The sequence below is a fragment of the Vibrio sp. M250220 genome, from assembly GCF_036533795.1.
Lineage (GTDB): Bacteria > Pseudomonadota > Gammaproteobacteria > Enterobacterales > Vibrionaceae > Vibrio.
The window spans coordinates 33265-50045 of sequence record NZ_JATABI010000002.1 but is presented as its reverse complement, the minus strand read 5'-3'; the positions used below and the strand labels follow the sequence as shown (position 1 = coordinate 50045).

The 16781-nt window shown below is 40.9% G+C and carries 14 protein-coding genes and 1 pseudogene; 8 read left to right on the top strand and 7 right to left on the bottom strand.

Annotated elements, in window-relative coordinates; translation table 11 throughout:
• The first annotated feature begins 47 nt into the window (after positions 1-47).
• The gene (locus QTN94_RS01025) at positions 48-971 is read left to right on the top strand and encodes a YeiH family protein (RefSeq protein ID WP_331426583.1); all 924 of its coding nucleotides are present in this window, start codon (positions 48-50) and stop codon (positions 969-971) included.
• Here QTN94_RS01025 and QTN94_RS01020 read toward each other — a convergent pair.
• The 7 genes from QTN94_RS01020 to QTN94_RS00990 form a co-directional block, all read right to left on the bottom strand.
• The gene (locus QTN94_RS01020; protein ID WP_171052123.1) at positions 968-1141 is read right to left on the bottom strand and encodes a hypothetical protein; all 174 of its coding nucleotides are present in this window, start codon (positions 1139-1141) and stop codon (positions 968-970) included. The genes QTN94_RS01025 and QTN94_RS01020 overlap by 4 nt on opposite strands.
• A gap of 94 nt (positions 1142-1235) precedes the next feature.
• Entirely contained in the window at positions 1236-2606 is a 1371-nt protein-coding gene (gene menE / locus QTN94_RS01015; protein WP_331426582.1) for an o-succinylbenzoate--CoA ligase, read from the bottom strand.
• Positions 2603-3592 carry an o-succinylbenzoate synthase gene (gene menC / locus QTN94_RS01010; RefSeq protein WP_331426581.1) on the bottom strand — a complete coding sequence of 330 codons (990 nt, stop codon included), beginning with the start codon at positions 3590-3592 and terminating at the stop codon, positions 2603-2605. The genes menE and menC overlap by 4 nt, the downstream gene beginning before the upstream one ends.
• 163 nt (positions 3593-3755) lie before the next feature.
• Positions 3756-4622 carry a 1,4-dihydroxy-2-naphthoyl-CoA synthase gene (gene menB, locus QTN94_RS01005; protein ID WP_269375994.1) on the bottom strand — a complete coding sequence of 289 codons (867 nt, stop codon included), beginning with the start codon at positions 4620-4622 and terminating at the stop codon, positions 3756-3758.
• A 38-nt stretch (positions 4623-4660) separates the two neighbouring features.
• Complete coding sequence (gene menH, locus QTN94_RS01000) at positions 4661-5449, bottom strand: 2-succinyl-6-hydroxy-2,4-cyclohexadiene-1-carboxylate synthase (protein WP_331417267.1); 789 nt, start codon at positions 5447-5449, stop codon at positions 4661-4663.
• Positions 5439-7169, bottom strand: a complete 1731-nt coding sequence (menD, locus tag QTN94_RS00995) for a 2-succinyl-5-enolpyruvyl-6-hydroxy-3-cyclohexene-1-carboxylic-acid synthase (RefSeq protein ID WP_331426580.1) — start codon at positions 7167-7169, stop codon at positions 5439-5441. Before menD ends, menH begins: the two co-directional genes overlap by 11 nt.
• Positions 7170-8510 (bottom strand): isochorismate synthase, encoded by a 1341-nt coding sequence (locus QTN94_RS00990; RefSeq protein ID WP_331417265.1) that lies wholly within the window; start codon positions 8508-8510, stop codon positions 7170-7172.
• A gap of 186 nt (positions 8511-8696) precedes the next feature.
• Here QTN94_RS00990 and QTN94_RS00985 point away from each other — a divergent pair, with 186 nt between their 5' ends.
• The 7 genes and pseudogenes from QTN94_RS00985 to QTN94_RS00955 all read left to right on the top strand — a co-directional run bounded on the left by QTN94_RS00985 (position 8697) and on the right by QTN94_RS00955 (position 16741).
• Positions 8697-9911, top strand: coding sequence for a pyridoxal phosphate-dependent aminotransferase (locus tag QTN94_RS00985; RefSeq protein ID WP_331417264.1), 1215 nt, complete (start codon positions 8697-8699; stop codon positions 9909-9911).
• Positions 9912-9984: 73 nt separating this feature from the next.
• Positions 9985-10239, top strand: a pseudogene (gene yfbR / locus QTN94_RS00980) (5'-deoxynucleotidase); the annotation flags it as partial.
• Positions 10240-10325: 86 nt separating this feature from the next.
• On the top strand, positions 10326-10925 hold the full coding sequence (yfbR, locus tag QTN94_RS00975) for a 5'-deoxynucleotidase (RefSeq protein WP_331426579.1): 600 nt from the start codon (positions 10326-10328) through the stop codon (positions 10923-10925).
• Positions 10926-11215: 290 nt separating this feature from the next.
• Complete coding sequence (locus QTN94_RS00970; protein WP_331426578.1) at positions 11216-11827, top strand: hypothetical protein; 612 nt, start codon at positions 11216-11218, stop codon at positions 11825-11827.
• A 17-nt stretch (positions 11828-11844) separates the two neighbouring features.
• A complete protein-coding gene (locus QTN94_RS00965) occupies positions 11845-13701 on the top strand; it encodes a hypothetical protein (protein ID WP_331426577.1) in 1857 nt (618 codons plus the stop codon).
• Positions 13701-15644 carry a tyrosine-type recombinase/integrase gene (locus QTN94_RS00960; protein ID WP_331426576.1) on the top strand — a complete coding sequence of 648 codons (1944 nt, stop codon included), beginning with the start codon at positions 13701-13703 and terminating at the stop codon, positions 15642-15644. The genes QTN94_RS00965 and QTN94_RS00960 overlap by 1 nt, the downstream gene beginning before the upstream one ends.
• On the top strand, positions 15641-16741 hold the full coding sequence (locus QTN94_RS00955) for an AraC family transcriptional regulator (protein ID WP_331426575.1): 1101 nt from the start codon (positions 15641-15643) through the stop codon (positions 16739-16741). The genes QTN94_RS00960 and QTN94_RS00955 overlap by 4 nt, the downstream gene beginning before the upstream one ends.
• The last annotated feature ends 40 nt before the right edge of the window (positions 16742-16781 follow it).

Genomic DNA, 16781 nt, shown 5'->3' with positions numbered 1-16781 from the left:
TTTGGGTACGCTACACTTGCGGTTGATCTCAACTCACCAAATCAATAATGAATAAGCTAACCAAACAGTTGCCATTTTGGCTTGCTCTTGCAGTTTGCCTGACCCCTTTTATCACCTCTCCTACTGCACTTGTGATTGGCTTCTTGCTCGCTTCACTTGGCTTTGTTCCTGCGGAATTCAATCTCGCCAAGGTCACTAAAAAGCTGCTTGCCTACTCGATCGTTGGCTTAGGTTTCGGTATTCAGTTTGAACAGGCCCTCGCGGTAACATCGAATGGTATCGGCCTGATTGTCACCACCATTTTTGGTACCTTGGTAATTGGTTGGTGGGTTGCAAAATGGATCGGTCTCAACAGAGAGACGGGGTATCTGATCTCTGCTGGCACAGCAATTTGTGGTGGCAGTGCGATCGCTGCTGTATCACCAGCGATAAAAGCGAGCGATGAACAGATAGGTTTATCTCTCGCGACGGTATTTGTTCTTAACTCTATCGCCCTGTTTATCTTCCCGGTGATTGGTCATGCGTTGAACCTTGACCAGCACACGTTTGGCACCTGGGCAGCCATCGCGATTCATGATACCTCATCCGTGGTTGGTGCCGCGTCTGCTTATGGTGAAGAAGCACTGACAACGGCGACAACGCTTAAACTGGCTCGAGCACTATGGATCATCCCTGTTGCACTGTTTAGCGCGTTTTTGTTCCGTAGCGACTCAAAGAAAGTCACCATTCCATACTTCATCTTGTTTTACTGTGTCGCGATAGCGGTAAGTGATGCCCTCCCCCAATTTGATGCGCTCTATCAGGGCATATTTGACGTAGCGAAACGTGCGTTAGTGGTCTGTTTATTCTTAATTGGCTGCGGTATTTCTGTCGAGAAACTCAAGTCGGCGGGCGCCAAACCACTGATGTTTGGTGTGACTTTGTGGATACTGATTTCAACCACGTCATTAGCATGGCTTACGTTGGTTTAACGCTTTTCTGTATCAAGTTCTAGCGATTGACGTTTTTGCTGTTTAGTGCTTGAGGCGATAGTAACAACCAGCAAAAACGCCGAGAGCTCAGCTAATGCCTTGACTAAACCCTCACTTTGCAGGGCAACCGTTATCTGAAGTAACACGGCGATAACCAAGAGTGCTTTCATTGCTTCTTATATCCAATTCCATATCTCAATAGAGGTATTATGAATTAAGGTTATAAGATTGCTAAATTCACATTTGGACTATGAAATGTCGAAATTAACTAAGTTGACTTTCCAGCCACTGTTTAACCTTTTGGCGCGATACTTTTATCCCACCCGCTAACAGTTCCAGTGGCATCTGATAATAGGCCTTCGGCCATTTGAATTTAGTTAGCTTAAGTTGTAACAGTAATTCAATCTCCGCTTGTTCAGGTAACTTTTCACACTGCAATACCGCGACAGGTCGATGTCCATATTCGTCATCTTCGATAGGCACGATAATCGCTAGCTGGATAGCATCTAATTGGTTGAGCACTGCTTCTATTTCCTCACAATGGATGTTCTCCCCACCAGAAATAAATTGGTTGTCCGCTCGACCGATGATCACCAACTCGTCACCTAACCACTGACCAAGGTCTTTACTATCAAACCAGCCATTTTCAGCTATTGGCGTCAGTACTCCTTGCTTGTAGTAACCTGAAGCCAGAGTATCACCACCAATGTAAATGCGCTGACCATCCAGTTTTACCAAGCGTTTGGGTAATACGCTCCCCGCACTATAAACTGCGTCTATCTGTTTAGCGGTCACTGTTGAGGCCGCTTCTGTCATTCCATATCCGAGCCAGGTTTCAATCCCGCGCTCAGCGGCTTGCTGGCTTAGTTCCAAAGGGACATGACTCCCCCCCAGTAAAACATGGCTGAGAGCCAGAGTTTCACTACTATCGAGCAAGCGTTTTAGCTGGGTTGCGACCAGTGATGCATGGCTGACATCCGAAATATCTTCGCTTAAATTACCTGTACCTATTTTGAGAGTTGCGCCAGTCGCAAGCCAACGATAGACAATCGCTAAACCAGATACGTGGTACATAGGCAAACTCAATAACCAAGTATCACCTGGCTGGAAGTGAAATTTTTCAAGTAGACCCTGCGCTGAGGCAAGATGGTGCTGCGATGTATGAGCAACCGCTTTCGGTATGCCCGTTGAACCAGATGTAAATACAATCGAAGCGATAGATTTGTTTTGGTAATGGCTGTGCCAATCTTCGATTTCAAGCTCTGACACTTGAACATGATACCCCGTCGTAGGCACAGGCGTACCTTGATCCGACCATAGGTAAGCATTGTCGGGATTGGGGTACAGGGTTGCCAGTTTGCTTTTAAGCTCACTTTCACTCTGCGGCATAGTAAGCGCACAAATGGCTCCCTGTTCGAGGCAGGCGAGATAGAGCAGCAACAATTGAGGACTGTTCTTACCCACGCAAGTAACTAGGTCGCCAACGGATACGCCTTGTTTACCTAAAGATGCGGCTAGGCGTTGTACTTTTTCGGCGAGTTCAAGCCAAGTGTAACTTTGCTCAGGAGTCTCTAAAGCATACAAAGATGGGCTCAGTTGAGCCCATTTATTGACAGGTGATAACTCTGCTTTCATTCTGACTGCCAAATCAATGCTTGGTCCGACAATGAAGTCAGTGGCAATTCACAACCTGGCCAAGCAACTTCTAGCTGCTGAGCGAACAAACCCACAGTATCAAGACCTGGTATTTCGTCAGGTAACTGCCAATGTGCCAGTCTAGCCAACTGAGTTAAACCAAGACTTGATTCAATACTCGAACTCACAACCGCTTTGATCCCCAGTTCCTTAGCTCTTTGAATCAACGCGATACAGCGTTCAACAGAGCCAAGTAAAGTCGGCTTGATGACGATCGCTTTAGCACCATTGAGATCTTCAAGCTTAAAATCATCGCGACGAATCGCATGCTGAAGCGTCTCATCCCAAGCGATAGCAATTCCAGTATCAATCGCAAAAGAAAAACTGTCGCCCGGCACTTGGCAGGGCTCTTCGATAAAGGCAATACGTCCTCTTAACGAAGGCGCGATCTTCTTGGCAAACTGTTGTGCTTTTTCAGCACTCCAAGCTCGGTTGGCATCTAATCTTAGTGTGAGGTCAGGAATGGACTCCAAAAATAGACTCACTAACATCCCGTCACGAATAGGCTCATACAGCCCGACTTTGATTTTTGCTACTTTCTGACCGCTCATTGCGTTGAGCTTGGGAATGAGCTCATCAGGATCCCCTGAGCAGAGTGGAGCAGCTTGATACACACCGTGCTGTGGAAGCTGTTGAGTCAATTCCATTTGCGCCATTGAAAGACCAAACGCAACCGATGGATACAGACCATCAAAATTAAGCTCCACGCCTTGTTGCCACAAAGCCAGTTGCTCGACGAGCTGTGAATAGGCTTCATCCATGGTCTCAATACTAAAACCCGCAAGAGGAGCAACTTCACCAAGACCAGTGTCACCATCAAGCGCTAACTCTACGACAAAACCTTCGCGCTGTTTCAACCTCTTATCACGCAGTATCACACCGCTGTCCATCGGCAGTTCATAGCGATAGAGTTTGGCTGATCTCATAGCAATATCCTTTTCATTATTGATATAAATGTAGCATGCATTGGATATTTCACCCGTTCGTCTGCAAACATCTAGGTTATCGCTTCTACAGCAAGGCGAGGACGTGAAAGATGACGCATCCTCGAATCGCTATCACGATTAGAACTAAGATATTAACGACAAATTATGGGTTGCGTGGAAACTTGTTAAAGTCCGGACGGCGCTTTTCATTGAAAGCATTGCGACCTTCCTGACCTTCTTCAGTCATGTAGAACATCATGGTTGCGTTGCCAGCTAGCTCTTGAAGACCCGCTTGACCATCACAATCTGCGTTCAACGCGGCCTTAAGACAACGAAGCGCCATTGGGCTGTGCTGTAATGTCTCACGACACCAACGTACGGTTTCTTTCTCAAGATCTTCTAGAGGCACCACGGTATTGACTAGCCCCATGTCTAGCGCTTCCTTCGCATCATAGAAACGACATAAGAACCAGATTTCACGAGCTTTTTTCTGACCAACAATACGTGCCATGTATGACGCGCCCCACCCCCCATCAAAGGAACCTACTTTAGGGCCAGTTTGACCAAACTGTGCATTCTCAGCGGCGATCGTCAGATCACACATCATATGCAGTACGTGACCACCGCCTACAGCCCAACCTGCAACCGAAGCGATAACAGGCTTCGGACACGTACGAATCTGACGTTGGAAGTCCAAAACGTTTAAGTGGTGCGTACCTGAGTCATCTCTGTAACCACCGTAATCGCCACGAATTTTCTGGTCACCGCCAGAACAAAACGCTTTCTCACCTAAACCGGTAAGGATAATAACGCCGACACCTTCGTCATAACGTGCATCGGCAAGCGCGTTGATCATCTCTTTTACCGTTTGAGGGCGGAACGCATTACGAACCTGTGGGCGGGCGATAGTAATCTTAGCGATACCATCTTCAGATTTGTGGTACTGAATATCTTCATATTCACCGCTGCAGTCATTCCAGTGTACTGGTGCGTATAATTCTTCTTCTGAGATACCGACTGTTTTTGCCATGGTGATTCCTGTTTGTTTACCAATTGACTCAAAACAAACTATACAAAGGTTTGTTTTATTTGAGTTTTAACGATTTCGGCAAAAGCTTGGGGCTGTTCAACATGAACATTATGCCCAGCCTCTGCAACTTGGCTGAAAGACAAACCGCTTCGTTTGGCCAACTGACTAAACTTATCGTCTTTCTCGCCACAAATATAATGTACTGCTACTGCGGATGAGCTGAGCGCATCCAACAAATAATCTTGCTTTGCCAGCGAGGTCGCTAGCATCATGTTTGCCACTTGTGGCCCTAGGTTAGCACTGCGTTTAGCGATCAGTTTTTGTCTTTGCGCATGATTTAGTGAACTAAACACCGCCTGCTGATACCAATCGCTTAGCACCTGTTCAATTGGCTGATTCGTAAAACGTTCAGCCCACTGAACATCGTACTCCCACCTTGCTGCTCTATCCATTGGGGATGGCAAACCAAAGTTTCCCCCTTCAACAATCAATTGCTGAATATTAAGCCCCGCAAAGTGATTGTTCACCACACCATTCATTGCGATGCGACCACCCATTGAGTAACCAATCAGTACTATAGGTCGATGAGGCTCGAACTGGGTGAGAAGAGTGTCAGATATTTGATCACAACACTCTTTAAAATTGTTACAGCTGTTCAACCCACTCAAGCCATGACCGGGTAAATCAAGACAAACTGAAGGGTAATCACTTAGGTAATCAATTGTCTGTTGCCAATCTTTTCCACAACCCAGTAAGCCATGCAAAAAGACCAGCACTGGCTGTGCTGGGTTATGGGCTAAATGCTGAGAAGCCTGACTATAAAGCATGAATCTGTTGCGTAAATTCTCTTAACTGACGGGAAGCTTGCTCCGCGGGCGTTTGCACTTCGATAACCAATCCACCCACACCATTCTCAACATGGTTGTCGATCAGTTGCTGATATTCCGCCAACGTTTCTGGCTTAGCGTAAGCAAGATGAAACTGTCGAGCAGCATGTTCAAACTCAAAGCCATGGGGCATTTGATACAAAGCTTGTTTTTGTTGCTCTGGAACAGGCAGTAAATCAAAGATGGCACCACCATCATTATTGGTCACCACGATGACAACCGGTGTTTGCTCATGGGTAAACAGCGCTAATGAGTTGATATCGTATAAAAGCGATGTATCGCCAATGAAGAGAACCGTTGGCTGTTTATTTGCCCGTACCACTCCCGCAGCACTAGCGACTATGCCATCAATCCCTGACGCCCCTCGATTGCTATAAACTTCAACGCCATCAAAACGGGCAAACATATCCAAAAGGCGTACAAACAGACTATTGCCGATAAACAATTGTGCTTGCTTAGGCAGTTGAGGCGCGGTTAGAGCCAAAGCGATTTCAGATAGAGGCGCATCGCACGAGAGATGCAACGAAGCCAAACTATTGACCTGTTCAGAGACAGCACACAACTCATCAGCCCAACCTGAATTCGTTTGAGCAATTGGCGGCAATATCGCTAACAAGTGCGAGATCCAACTCTCTACAGAGGCAAGATGATGCACTTGCATCATATGGCTCGCGTTATTACGGTCGAAACTCGGCGCAACATAGTGATAATCAGCACCAGTGGTTTTGATATGCTTAGCTAACCACTGATTCAGACGCTTCGATACGATGCGCGAACCCAGTTGCAAAACTAACTCACACTGCTGTAAGGCTTCCGATTGATTGCTGTTCTGCAACCATAGATCGTAGTGTGACCAAGCCGAGCTTTGTCCGGACTGTGGGTCACACATGATTGGCCAACCTAGCCGCTCAGCCAACTGTTTGGCAGCAGATGCTTCACTGCGCGTCACACTACCAAGCACTATCAGGCCGTTTCTTCGCGAAAAATCACTGACATTCAGTTGTGGACTCTGCAATGGGTAACTCTTACTCGTCAACGGTTTGTCGCTTTGCCACCACAAGCCCAATTGGTCACTATAGCTTTGGTATAAACACTTAGGTTCAGCGCTATAAAGTGGTTCAGGAAATGGGCAGTTAACATGAATCGCACAGCCCTTTTGGTGTTGCTCAGCCAGCGCTTGGTCGATTGTCGTTAGCACCCAATTGAGTGGAATATTCAACGATGGACTGGGTAGGTCAACCGCACAGGTCACATGGCTAGAAAAGATCCCAAGTTGGTTGATGGCTTGGTTAGCACCACAGCCAACCAGTTCGACGGGTCTGTCCGCCGTAAGCACCACCAGCTTTTCGCCAGTAAGTTTTGCTTCCGCAATAGCGGGAAGAAGATTCGCGACTGCCGTTCCTGATGTCACAACGACAGCGACAGGTTTACCACTTGCTTTCGCAAGGCCTAACGCCATAAATCCCAGCCCACGCTCATCAAAATGCGTGTGGAGGTTTAGTTGTGGATTTTCATCCGCTTCCAATGTCAAAGGCGTTGAGCGAGAGCCAGGAGCGATACAAATTTCACGCACACCAAATCGGGTCAGTTCTTCAAGTATTACCTGACTCCAAATGCGGTTTATCACTGCTTGATTAGCACTTAAAACTTCCGCGTTCATCTAAGAAGCGACTCCTAACGGTGCGTTATCTGATATCAGAGACAACAGTGTCGACATTTTTTTATCCAGCTCTTGCCATTCATATTCCGCTACTGAGCCAGGAACAATACCTGCACCAGCAAATAACTGGACATGGTCATCGAGGATCAGGGCGCTGCGAATTGCGACACAAAACTCAGCTCTCTGGTGACTGATAAAGCCCATCGAGCCTGCGTACCAACCACGAGCAAAGGGTTCATGTTGCTGAATAAATGCCATCGATTCTTTGCGCGGCAAGCCCGCAACTGCTGCGGTTGGCTGTAACGCACTCAACAACTGCACGCCATTAACACCTTTATTCAAGTGGGCGTGAATGCTGCGTTTTAGGTGCTGAACCTTACGTAAACGAACTAAGCGAGCCTCTTGTTCCACCTCTACATGTTCAGAGTGCGGAGTTAGACGCTCGATAATATCGTCTACAACATATTGATTTTCATTGAGGTTCTTGCTGTCGTTGGCCAACCAGTTAGCCAGTTCCATATCCTGAGTGGCATTGCTACCTCGTCCGATCGTACCGGCGAGCGCTTCCGTATAAAGTTCCTGATCTTGACGCAGGTAAAGACGCTCCGGCGTTGATCCGATAAAACTATGCTTCCTATCTAACGACAGTAAAAAGTGAAAACTATGGTGATTGTGCAGATAGCTTGATTTTAAGAACTGAGCCGCACATAAGGGCGCATCAAGCGTGACCTCTGTTTTGCGAGCCAAAACCACCTTTTTAAACTCGTTATTGCTAATGCCTGTCAGGACTTTATCTACCAACTCCCCCCACTGAAACTTATCAGGCGTATGCTGGATATTTTCGACATGTGCCGTAACGGGCATAAGAGGTTTAACGTCAAGCTGCAACTTGCATAGGCTAGCGAGAGTGCGGTGTTTTTCTGCCGTTAAGTTCACCGCAATAGACCAACTGTTATCAAAGCGAATCAGCTCTATCTGCGGTAGAAAAAAGAACGAAGACATGCAGCGACGATTCTTGCTCGTCTGTCCGTCAAATGAACGCCCTCCCCATATACGCTGATCTTCAGCCAATATGGCATAAGCGGGCGCAGGGTCGACAAATGTATGTAACTGGCCTAGCGCGACCACTTCTTCACGAGTATCGCGCGATTGCCAATAGAACTGAGGGAAAATCGGCTGAGCCTCAAGCCAGTCGATAAACGCAAAGTCCGGTTTTTCCTCAAGAACTTGAACCAGACGAGTGATACCGTCTCCTGCATCCTTTACGCGTTCGATCAGTTCAGTAACGGCTTGATGAAAATTAGACAAATCAGCCTCGTATGCATGGGGATTGTTATTCATTGTAGGTGGTTACTCTATTTATAGACCCCTCTCAAATCAAGGTTGTGGTGAATGTTTTGCAAAATCCTGTGATAACGGGCGTGCTACAAGTTGTTATTTCTTGCCATTCAACCAGATTTTTATTCTAAAAAAATTCTTTTTGATGTACTTTAATAAAGAAATTCAATTATTTTTAGGTTTTAATCAATGCAAAATATCGGGATGTCGTCGAAACTCGATAATGTCTGCTATGACATTAGGGGGCCGGTACTAAAACATGCTAAACGCATGGAAGAAGAGGGGCATAAAATACTAAAGCTAAACATCGGAAACCCCGCCCCATTTGGCTTTGACGCACCTGACGAAATCCTAGTCGATGTAATCCGTAACTTGCCTACTTCGCAAGGCTACTGTGATTCAAAAGGAATTTATTCAGCTCGTAAAGCCGTCGTTCAGCATTATCAGCGCAAGGGAATTCATTCACTAGACGTCGAAGACGTCTACATTGGTAACGGCGTCTCTGAGCTTATCGTTATGGCAATGCAAGCGTTGCTAAACAATGGTGACGAAATGCTCGTCCCTGCACCTGACTACCCGCTATGGACCGCTTCCGTTGCTCTTTCCGGTGGTAATGCGGTGCACTACATGTGTGATGAAGAAGCGGACTGGTATCCAGACCTTGACGACATCAAGCGTAAAATCACGCCAAAAACACGCGGCATCGTATTAATCAACCCGAATAACCCAACCGGTGCAGTATACAGCCGTGACTTCCTACTTGAAGTGATCGAGATTGCACGTCAGCATAAACTTATCATCTTCGCTGATGAAATCTACGACAAAGTTCTTTACGACGGCGCAACACATACTTCCGTTGCAACCCTAACCGACGATGTCATCGTGATGACGTTCAATGGATTGTCGAAAGCTTATCGCGTGTGTGGTTTCCGTGGCGGTTGGATGTTTATGACGGGCCCTAAACATATGGCCAAAGGCTATATAAACGGTCTCGATATGCTAGCGTCAATGCGACTCTGTGCTAACGTGCCGATGCAACATGCGATTCAAACTGCATTAGGTGGTTATCAAAGTATTAATGAATTGATTCTGCCTGGTGGTCGTCTGCTCGAACAGCGTGATCGCGCATGGGAATTGATTAACCAGATCCCAGGGATATCGTGTGTCAAACCGAAAGGGGCGATGTACTTGTTCCCAAAAATTGATACTAAGGTTTACAACATCAAAGACGACCAGAAGATGGTGCTCGATTTCTTGGTTCAAGAAAAAGTGCTGCTTGTTCAGGGGACAGGGTTTAACTGGCCTAAACCTGATCACTTCCGCATCGTGACTTTACCTCACGTCGAAGATCTTGAGGTTGCGATCGGTCGCTTTGAACGCTTCCTGTCGACCTATAGTCAGTAGTAATTAGCTTCAATCTCTCATATTCTTAAAGGGCACTCACTGAGTGCCCTTTTTCATTTCATGGAGTAGAGAAATGTCAGATAGTCCAAACAAAGTTGTTCAGGAAAGCCACTTTTTTGCCCACTTGGCGCGCATGAAACTGATTCAGCGTTGGCCGTTGATGCGTTCAGTATCAAGTGAAAACATCTCAGAACACAGCTTACAGGTTGCTTTCGTTGCCCACGCTTTGGCACTGATCAAAAACAAGAAGTTTGGCGGCAACCTTAACCCAGAAAGAATCGCTATCTTAGGTATGTACCATGACACCAGTGAAGTGTTAACCGGTGATTAGTTCGTTTTTCTAATATGAGTAAACCAGTGACTTAGTTCGTTAATACACAGAAGTTACCATTAGACTATTGTAAGGATATTCAGTTGAAAAAATCACAAAGTACATTCATGGCATGGGTGACACGTATGCCATTAATAAAACGCTGGGCATTAATGCACTGCTTTCAAGAAGAAAATGTTTCAGAACATTCTCATCAGGTTGCGGTAATAGCTCACTTATTAACTGTCATTAAAAACAAACGATATGGCGGTAACTTAAATCCAGAAAAAGCTGCAGTTACCGCCATTTATCATGAAATATCAGAAACAAAACTTCAGGATATAAATTCAAAAACCAAATACCACAGCCCAGAATTTACATCAGCATTTAAAAAACTTGAAGATATTGCAGAAAAAGAATGTTTAGAAACATTACCAGAGGATTTACGTGATGAGTTCTCAGATTTACTTGTTCAAAAAAATGTAGACGCTGAATATAAAGCGATTGTAAAAGCAGCAGATATTCTATCAGCTTATATAAAGACTCTAAACGAACTTCGATTTAACAATGATGAATTTTTACATGTCAAAAAAGGACTTGATCCAAAAATTAAAAGACTTATTGCTGAAATGCCTGAAGTAAAAGATTTTATGGATGTATTTTGTGATAGTTGCACTACTACGTTTGACAAAATATCAGGATAAATAATACCTCTCGGTATCTATAGAGTTTTAAAAAACCAGAATCTGTAATCACGCATAACTTCATCGCACATGCGTTATCAATATGAGTAACGTATGTAAAATGTGTTTTAACTCAAACTTTCACATAAAATCAACACATCAAAAATTTACATACAACGCCAAGTTTGGTAACGTAAAATTGTAAAGGTTATCGTCACCTAGCCCGACTCAAGGCAAAGACGATAGTTTTGAATAGACAAAGTAATCACTTTTCAGTGGCATTTTGCATGAGAGTCGCATAGCAAACTTCAATGCTGCACTACGAACTAGGTGAAGCTATGTCTAAAAACCATTCATTACCTCAAATTTCTCCATCCGACATCTTTAAGTTAAAAGCAAAACAATTTTCATTGTTAATAACCAAAATATCAGGTTTTAGTAATATACCGTCAAAAAAAAGGTATGATTGGTTAGCTCATGCTCTAGGTTATAAAGACCACAGTGATTTATTACACTCTAATTATCTTAGAAGAACCACAAATAACCGTAGTCCCCTAAATATTTTCAATAATAAAAAACAACGAGAAAAAATAATTACTGTTTTTTATTCTAACCTGCCAAATGTATCAAAGAAAGATATAAGTGATGCGACTAGATTAATGGCTATAATAGAAAACCCGGAATCTATAGCGTTACTATTTTCACTAATACGTAGTGGAATTCGATTATCCTCAATCAATAAACTCATCAAGCCTAAACATAATAAAGTAGTTACATATAAATTAAAAATACCAAAAACAACTTCAGAACACCTAAGACCATTACATAGAGCCATCTACAAAAAATATTTATATTCTTTTTCGGAATTTCGTGAAGATTATATTCAAATGATGTTGTCGGGAAACTTTACAAACAAAAAATAAACTACAGGCTTTTTGAAATGGAAAATGAAAAAATATCTATTAGACATTTATCTACAAAAATAATGAATAAGGAAAAAATAAGTGTCAGTGATAAAAGTGCACTTGGAGAACTAACTAAATATTTAAAAATAGAAAATAAAAATAGGTTATTAACAACTGAATTTAATGATATTGAGTTTCTAAAATTTATACAGTATCTATCTAAGGTTAAAACTACAAAACGCCGATATCAAATTTCTGTTGCAGTAAGACGCCTTATTGCTGAAGAATTTCACAACGGAGTTGTTTTCACTATATCACCCGACGAATGGCCTGTTCCGGAAAAACCGAGACCAACGCATTTTCAACCACTAAGCTCAGAACAAATAGTCAAATTGGAAGAATTTCTAAGAGAAGAAATTGACGTTGCTTATAAGAAAGATGAAATTTTTCAGAGTGCCCGAAAATCAGGAGTGGTTAGCAACAAAATCGGCATCGACTTTTGGCACCGAGCTAACCCAGATCCTGAGTTACCTAGATTTACTGACTGGCATGAAAGCCTAAAAAATGCCATTGCTACAATATATTCTATTCATCCAAATTTTCCTAATAATGCATCAAATGAAGATTTGGCAGAAAATGGAAAATTTTATATTCCCAAAGACCTTACATATACAAATCTTACAACAACATTTAAAACCCTCGCAAAGAGAATGGTCATGCAAAACATTCCTGGGTACACTTCATTTGTATTAGAAGCCCCAGAACTAACATATACAAAATTAATATCATATATCTACCCGGATTTACGTGAACTGATCGCTATTAAAATAGCGATTTGCTTCGAAACTGGTTGGTCACCCGATATCACCGAACGAATAGATCCAGATGATTATATTTATGACCCAATTCCTATGGAAAATGACTGGGTATTTATTAAATCAACAAAAGCAAAGGGAGCTTCTGTAAATAAGAAAACAAGACTTCGCGAACAGAGATTGATGATTCATCCTAGTTCAAAAACTGATAAATACAGTGCGTATAATTTAATAAAATTACTAGTAAAAAGAACTTCGACATTACGAAAAGGACATTTATACGAGAAAGCAACTACAGATCTTGACGTTCACCCTGCATTCATAAGTTTAGTAGTAAATGCTGGTCTAAAATTTGTAGCGCATTACCCATGCCGTAAAGGTATTAATAGAAGTTCAAGTAGCAAGTTCATTGAAAAAAGTATTGGGTATAAGTTGGATCTAAGACGACTCAGGCCAACTCGATTGTATCTAAATGAAAAAGAAAAAAAGCTGCCGCTATTGCTTCAAGTCGCGCTATTTGGGCACTCAACATCTGCAATTACTGACGAGGTTTATAAAGACAACTCCCACTTCCAACAGCTAAGAAATGACAAACTAGCAATTGAATTAGATAGTATATTCGACAGTATTCGTGATGGTTCTTTCAAAGGAAAACTAGTTCCATTAAAACAAAGAACATGTATCAAAAAAAAGATAATAAATATCTATACAAACCACAATGGCGAGTCACCATTGGCAATCTGTAATAACCCATACTACCCCACCTGGCACTTGTCTGATGGTGGAAAAATTCCCAGATCAAATAAACCATGCAAACAATTTAACAAATGTCTTACGTGTCAACAATCATCCGTTACCAGTGACAACATTCCATTTGTAGTAGATAGATTCCTCTATTTAGATCAGAAACGACGCTCAATGCGAAGTGACCAGTTTGATTGCATGTATAGGGAAGAATATGAAGCAGCAAAAGAAGTCATCGAATCATGGCCTTATCAAGAAGATATTCAAGAAGCTGAGTTGAGAAACGCTGTTGATGGATACCTACTTCCACCTATTATTTCAGAGAGTAACTAATGAAACTAATAAACTTTGGCGAGATCAACATTGATAAAGACATTCAAATATCAGAAGAAATAAATTTCAAATATAATGTTTGGAGAATTCAATATTCACAATCAGAACATATATCACTAAACTTTGAAAAGTTTAGTGAAAATAATAATGTATCTAACTATAACGATTTGGTAATTTTAATAAAAATACTAACTTATTATGAATTCCCTAAATTATTCAATTTAAACATAACCAGTTGGTTGACAACAAATCATCGCCATTCATATTTTATTAATGTCGCTAAAAATTTTCTCCTTGATTCTGGATTTACATCTAGAAAAATGCTTTCTAATATTACTTTAAGTCAATGTAAAGAGTATATTGAAGATTGTATTTCACTATTTAAAAAAAGAATACCAGGTTCAATAACAAAACTGGATAGTGCAATATATTTTTTTGACAGATGGAGTGAATTATCTCACAAAAAAAGGTTACCAAAAGAATTCAGATTTGAATACTATAAGTATGATATTTTAGATAAAGAAAAACGTGCTGAACTAAGAACTCTCAAAGATGAACAATGCGATCCATGGCAACCATTGGATGCAGACATTGTAAAATCCGTTTTCGATGAATCATTAAAGTATATACAAACTTTATCTCCAACAATTATTAAATGCTCCAATTTAGTAAAAGAAAAAGGACGACGAGACGATGGTTCTTCTTGGGGAACCATAAGAAAAGATGGTCGTACAAAACATATTTTTAAAGTACTCAAGAACATGAAAATTCCAGACATATATGATGGGGTTAAACTTTTCAATTTTAAACCTGTAACCAAAGAGGTTACTTCTTTAGGTTACGCCAGTGGTAAGCAAGATAGAACAACAATACCAACCAATGAAATACGGCCAGCAGTTATTAAACTAAAACGAAGTTGTATATTCATTATAGGGTTATTTACTGGCTTAAGACGTCGTGAGATTGCATCACTTAAGGCTAATCAAGCATATCAAAAAAATGATTGTTTATACTTAGATATTATACGTTTTAAACAAGCCGCAGATTCCGAACAAGAAGGTGAAGAAGATAGTATCCCTGTACCAAAAATTGTTGCAGATGCTATTGATGTATTAATTGAATTATTTGCCATCAGTCGAAAGACATTAAATAGTCAATATCTTTTAGTAACAGATATGCCTTCTAAAAAGAATTTTGAAAAAATAAAAATCGATACGATTACAAAAGACATTAGGAAAATAGTCGCTGATATAACTGATGTAACAGATGCTCATCCTCACCAACTACGAAAAACTATCGCATGGTTACTGATTTCAAGAAGTGAAAAAAACATTGATCTTATTCGTCAGCTCTTTGGTCATAAAAGTTACGGTATGACGCTTCGATATATAATGCGTAACGAATTAATGGTAGAGAGTGTAATCGAGTTGTTAGAACACAACTACACAGAAGATCTACAAGAAATATTCGAGGCTATCAATAATAATAATACAGCGGGAGATCTCTCAGATAAAATAAAAAAACGTATGGAAGAGCAAAATTATCCAGGTAGCATATTGGTAACCGATATTGAATCCTATGTGCGTGAATCACTAAAAGCTGGTATACCTTTGTTCGTATCGAGAGTCCCCATTGGTGGTTTCTGCATAAACGCAGGTAATGAAGATTCTATCCCACCATGTATGATGAAAACCAATTCAAAAAGACCATGCGTTGATTTCTGTAACTACAAAGTGTGTGATTACCTAATTTTTAATGATGAATCAATTTCTAATATTCACTCTCAAATTAACTACTACAAACAAAAGTTAAGCTATCTAGATGAATCAAGTAATGAAGGAGTAGTGACTTATTATCAAAAAGAAATTCTTGAACACGAAGAACTTCTTAAGAGATTAGAAAATAAGAAAAATAACCAGAATTTTAAACAGGCTCTATTATGACTTTAAAGGAAGAGGATGTAAAAAATGTAATTGATATCCTTATATCATCAGATTCTTTTAGTGTAAAAAGACTAGCTGAGTATCTTAAGGTTTCTCGGTCCTATTTATATAAAGAATTCCGACATCTACTACCTAAACCAGCAGGTATCACCAAAAAAAGAATAGAAAACGCTATTTTACGCATCAGACAACGGACAGGTCGCTCTCTGTTAACTATTTCGGAAGTAGCAAGAGAATCAGGAGTGAGTAGGCAAAGTATTTCTAGAGATTACAGTCATCTTTTATCTGTGAACAAAGGTAAAAAACCTGTTGATATAATTCCTAATTCAACAACAGAATCAGAAGAAAAAATTAAATTTCTAGAAGATCAAATTTCTTCTCTTAAACAGAAAAATGAAGAATATGAAGAGAATATTAAGTTAAAGGTTTACTCCGATATGATGAAGCAAGATCTTGCTTCATTTACAGCCCAAAAGGACAAAGCAAATGCTATCAAGCTACAAAATCAAAATGATGAAATAATAGCCATTAATAAACAACAAATATCAGAACTAGCGGATCTACGATCGCAATTATCAGAATTAAAAAGAAAGTCTAAAACAATCATTCCCGGGTGTAATATTATTGCTCATATCAAACCAGATTATAGTAATATTTCATCAGAAATGGATTTAAAAACTTCAATGGAGATTTTCTTCGAAATAGAAGAAAAAAACATAAACGATGCCATTGATATCTGCTTCACTTCACAACCTAATTCAGTAATATTTTTTCAACCTTTCCTTAGTTGCAACTTTGAAAGTCTTAATATTACCTTATCAAAAGGTGATGTTATTCTTATTGAAAGTAACTTTCCTCTTGCCAAGCAATTCAAAAAATTTTTACTAAATATAAGCGAAATTCCTATCCATTCCATATCATGTAAAGGTCAAGAATTACAATTGGCAAATTTCTATTGTCGAAAAAATCACACCAATAAATTCAGCGAAGAGTTTATAGAAAAGTTATATAAACTAATATCTTATCCAGAGCAGAATGATGGTTTTAAATCTGTAACGCTTGTAAAGCCTAGCCCTTCTATTTCGGCGGTAAAATAGCATGCTTATTGAACGAAAATTAATCACATACCTATATGAA

Excerpts from the sequence above, each read along its gene's own strand:
- QTN94_RS01025 (WP_331426583.1), top strand. The coding sequence starts at position 48 with ATGAATAAGCTAACCAAACAGTTGCCATTTTGGCTTGCTCTTGCAGTT.
- QTN94_RS01020 (WP_171052123.1), bottom strand. The coding sequence starts at position 1,141 with ATGAAAGCACTCTTGGTTATCGCCGTGTTACTTCAGATAACGGTTGCC.
- menE (WP_331426582.1), bottom strand. The coding sequence starts at position 2,606 with ATGAAAGCAGAGTTATCACCTGTCAATAAATGGGCTCAACTGAGCCCA.
- menC (WP_331426581.1), bottom strand. The coding sequence starts at position 3,592 with ATGAGATCAGCCAAACTCTATCGCTATGAACTGCCGATGGACAGCGGT.
- menB (WP_269375994.1), bottom strand. The coding sequence starts at position 4,622 with ATGGCAAAAACAGTCGGTATCTCAGAAGAAGAATTATACGCACCAGTA.
- menH (WP_331417267.1), bottom strand. The coding sequence starts at position 5,449 with ATGCTTTATAGTCAGGCTTCTCAGCATTTAGCCCATAACCCAGCACAG.
- menD (WP_331426580.1), bottom strand. The coding sequence starts at position 7,169 with ATGAACGCGGAAGTTTTAAGTGCTAATCAAGCAGTGATAAACCGCATT.
- QTN94_RS00990 (WP_331417265.1), bottom strand. The coding sequence starts at position 8,510 with ATGAATAACAATCCCCATGCATACGAGGCTGATTTGTCTAATTTTCAT.
- QTN94_RS00985 (WP_331417264.1), top strand. The coding sequence starts at position 8,697 with ATGCAAAATATCGGGATGTCGTCGAAACTCGATAATGTCTGCTATGAC.
- QTN94_RS00970 (WP_331426578.1), top strand. The coding sequence starts at position 11,216 with ATGCTGCACTACGAACTAGGTGAAGCTATGTCTAAAAACCATTCATTA.
- QTN94_RS00965 (WP_331426577.1), top strand. The coding sequence starts at position 11,845 with ATGGAAAATGAAAAAATATCTATTAGACATTTATCTACAAAAATAATG.
- QTN94_RS00960 (WP_331426576.1), top strand. The coding sequence starts at position 13,701 with ATGAAACTAATAAACTTTGGCGAGATCAACATTGATAAAGACATTCAA.
- QTN94_RS00955 (WP_331426575.1), top strand. The coding sequence starts at position 15,641 with ATGACTTTAAAGGAAGAGGATGTAAAAAATGTAATTGATATCCTTATA.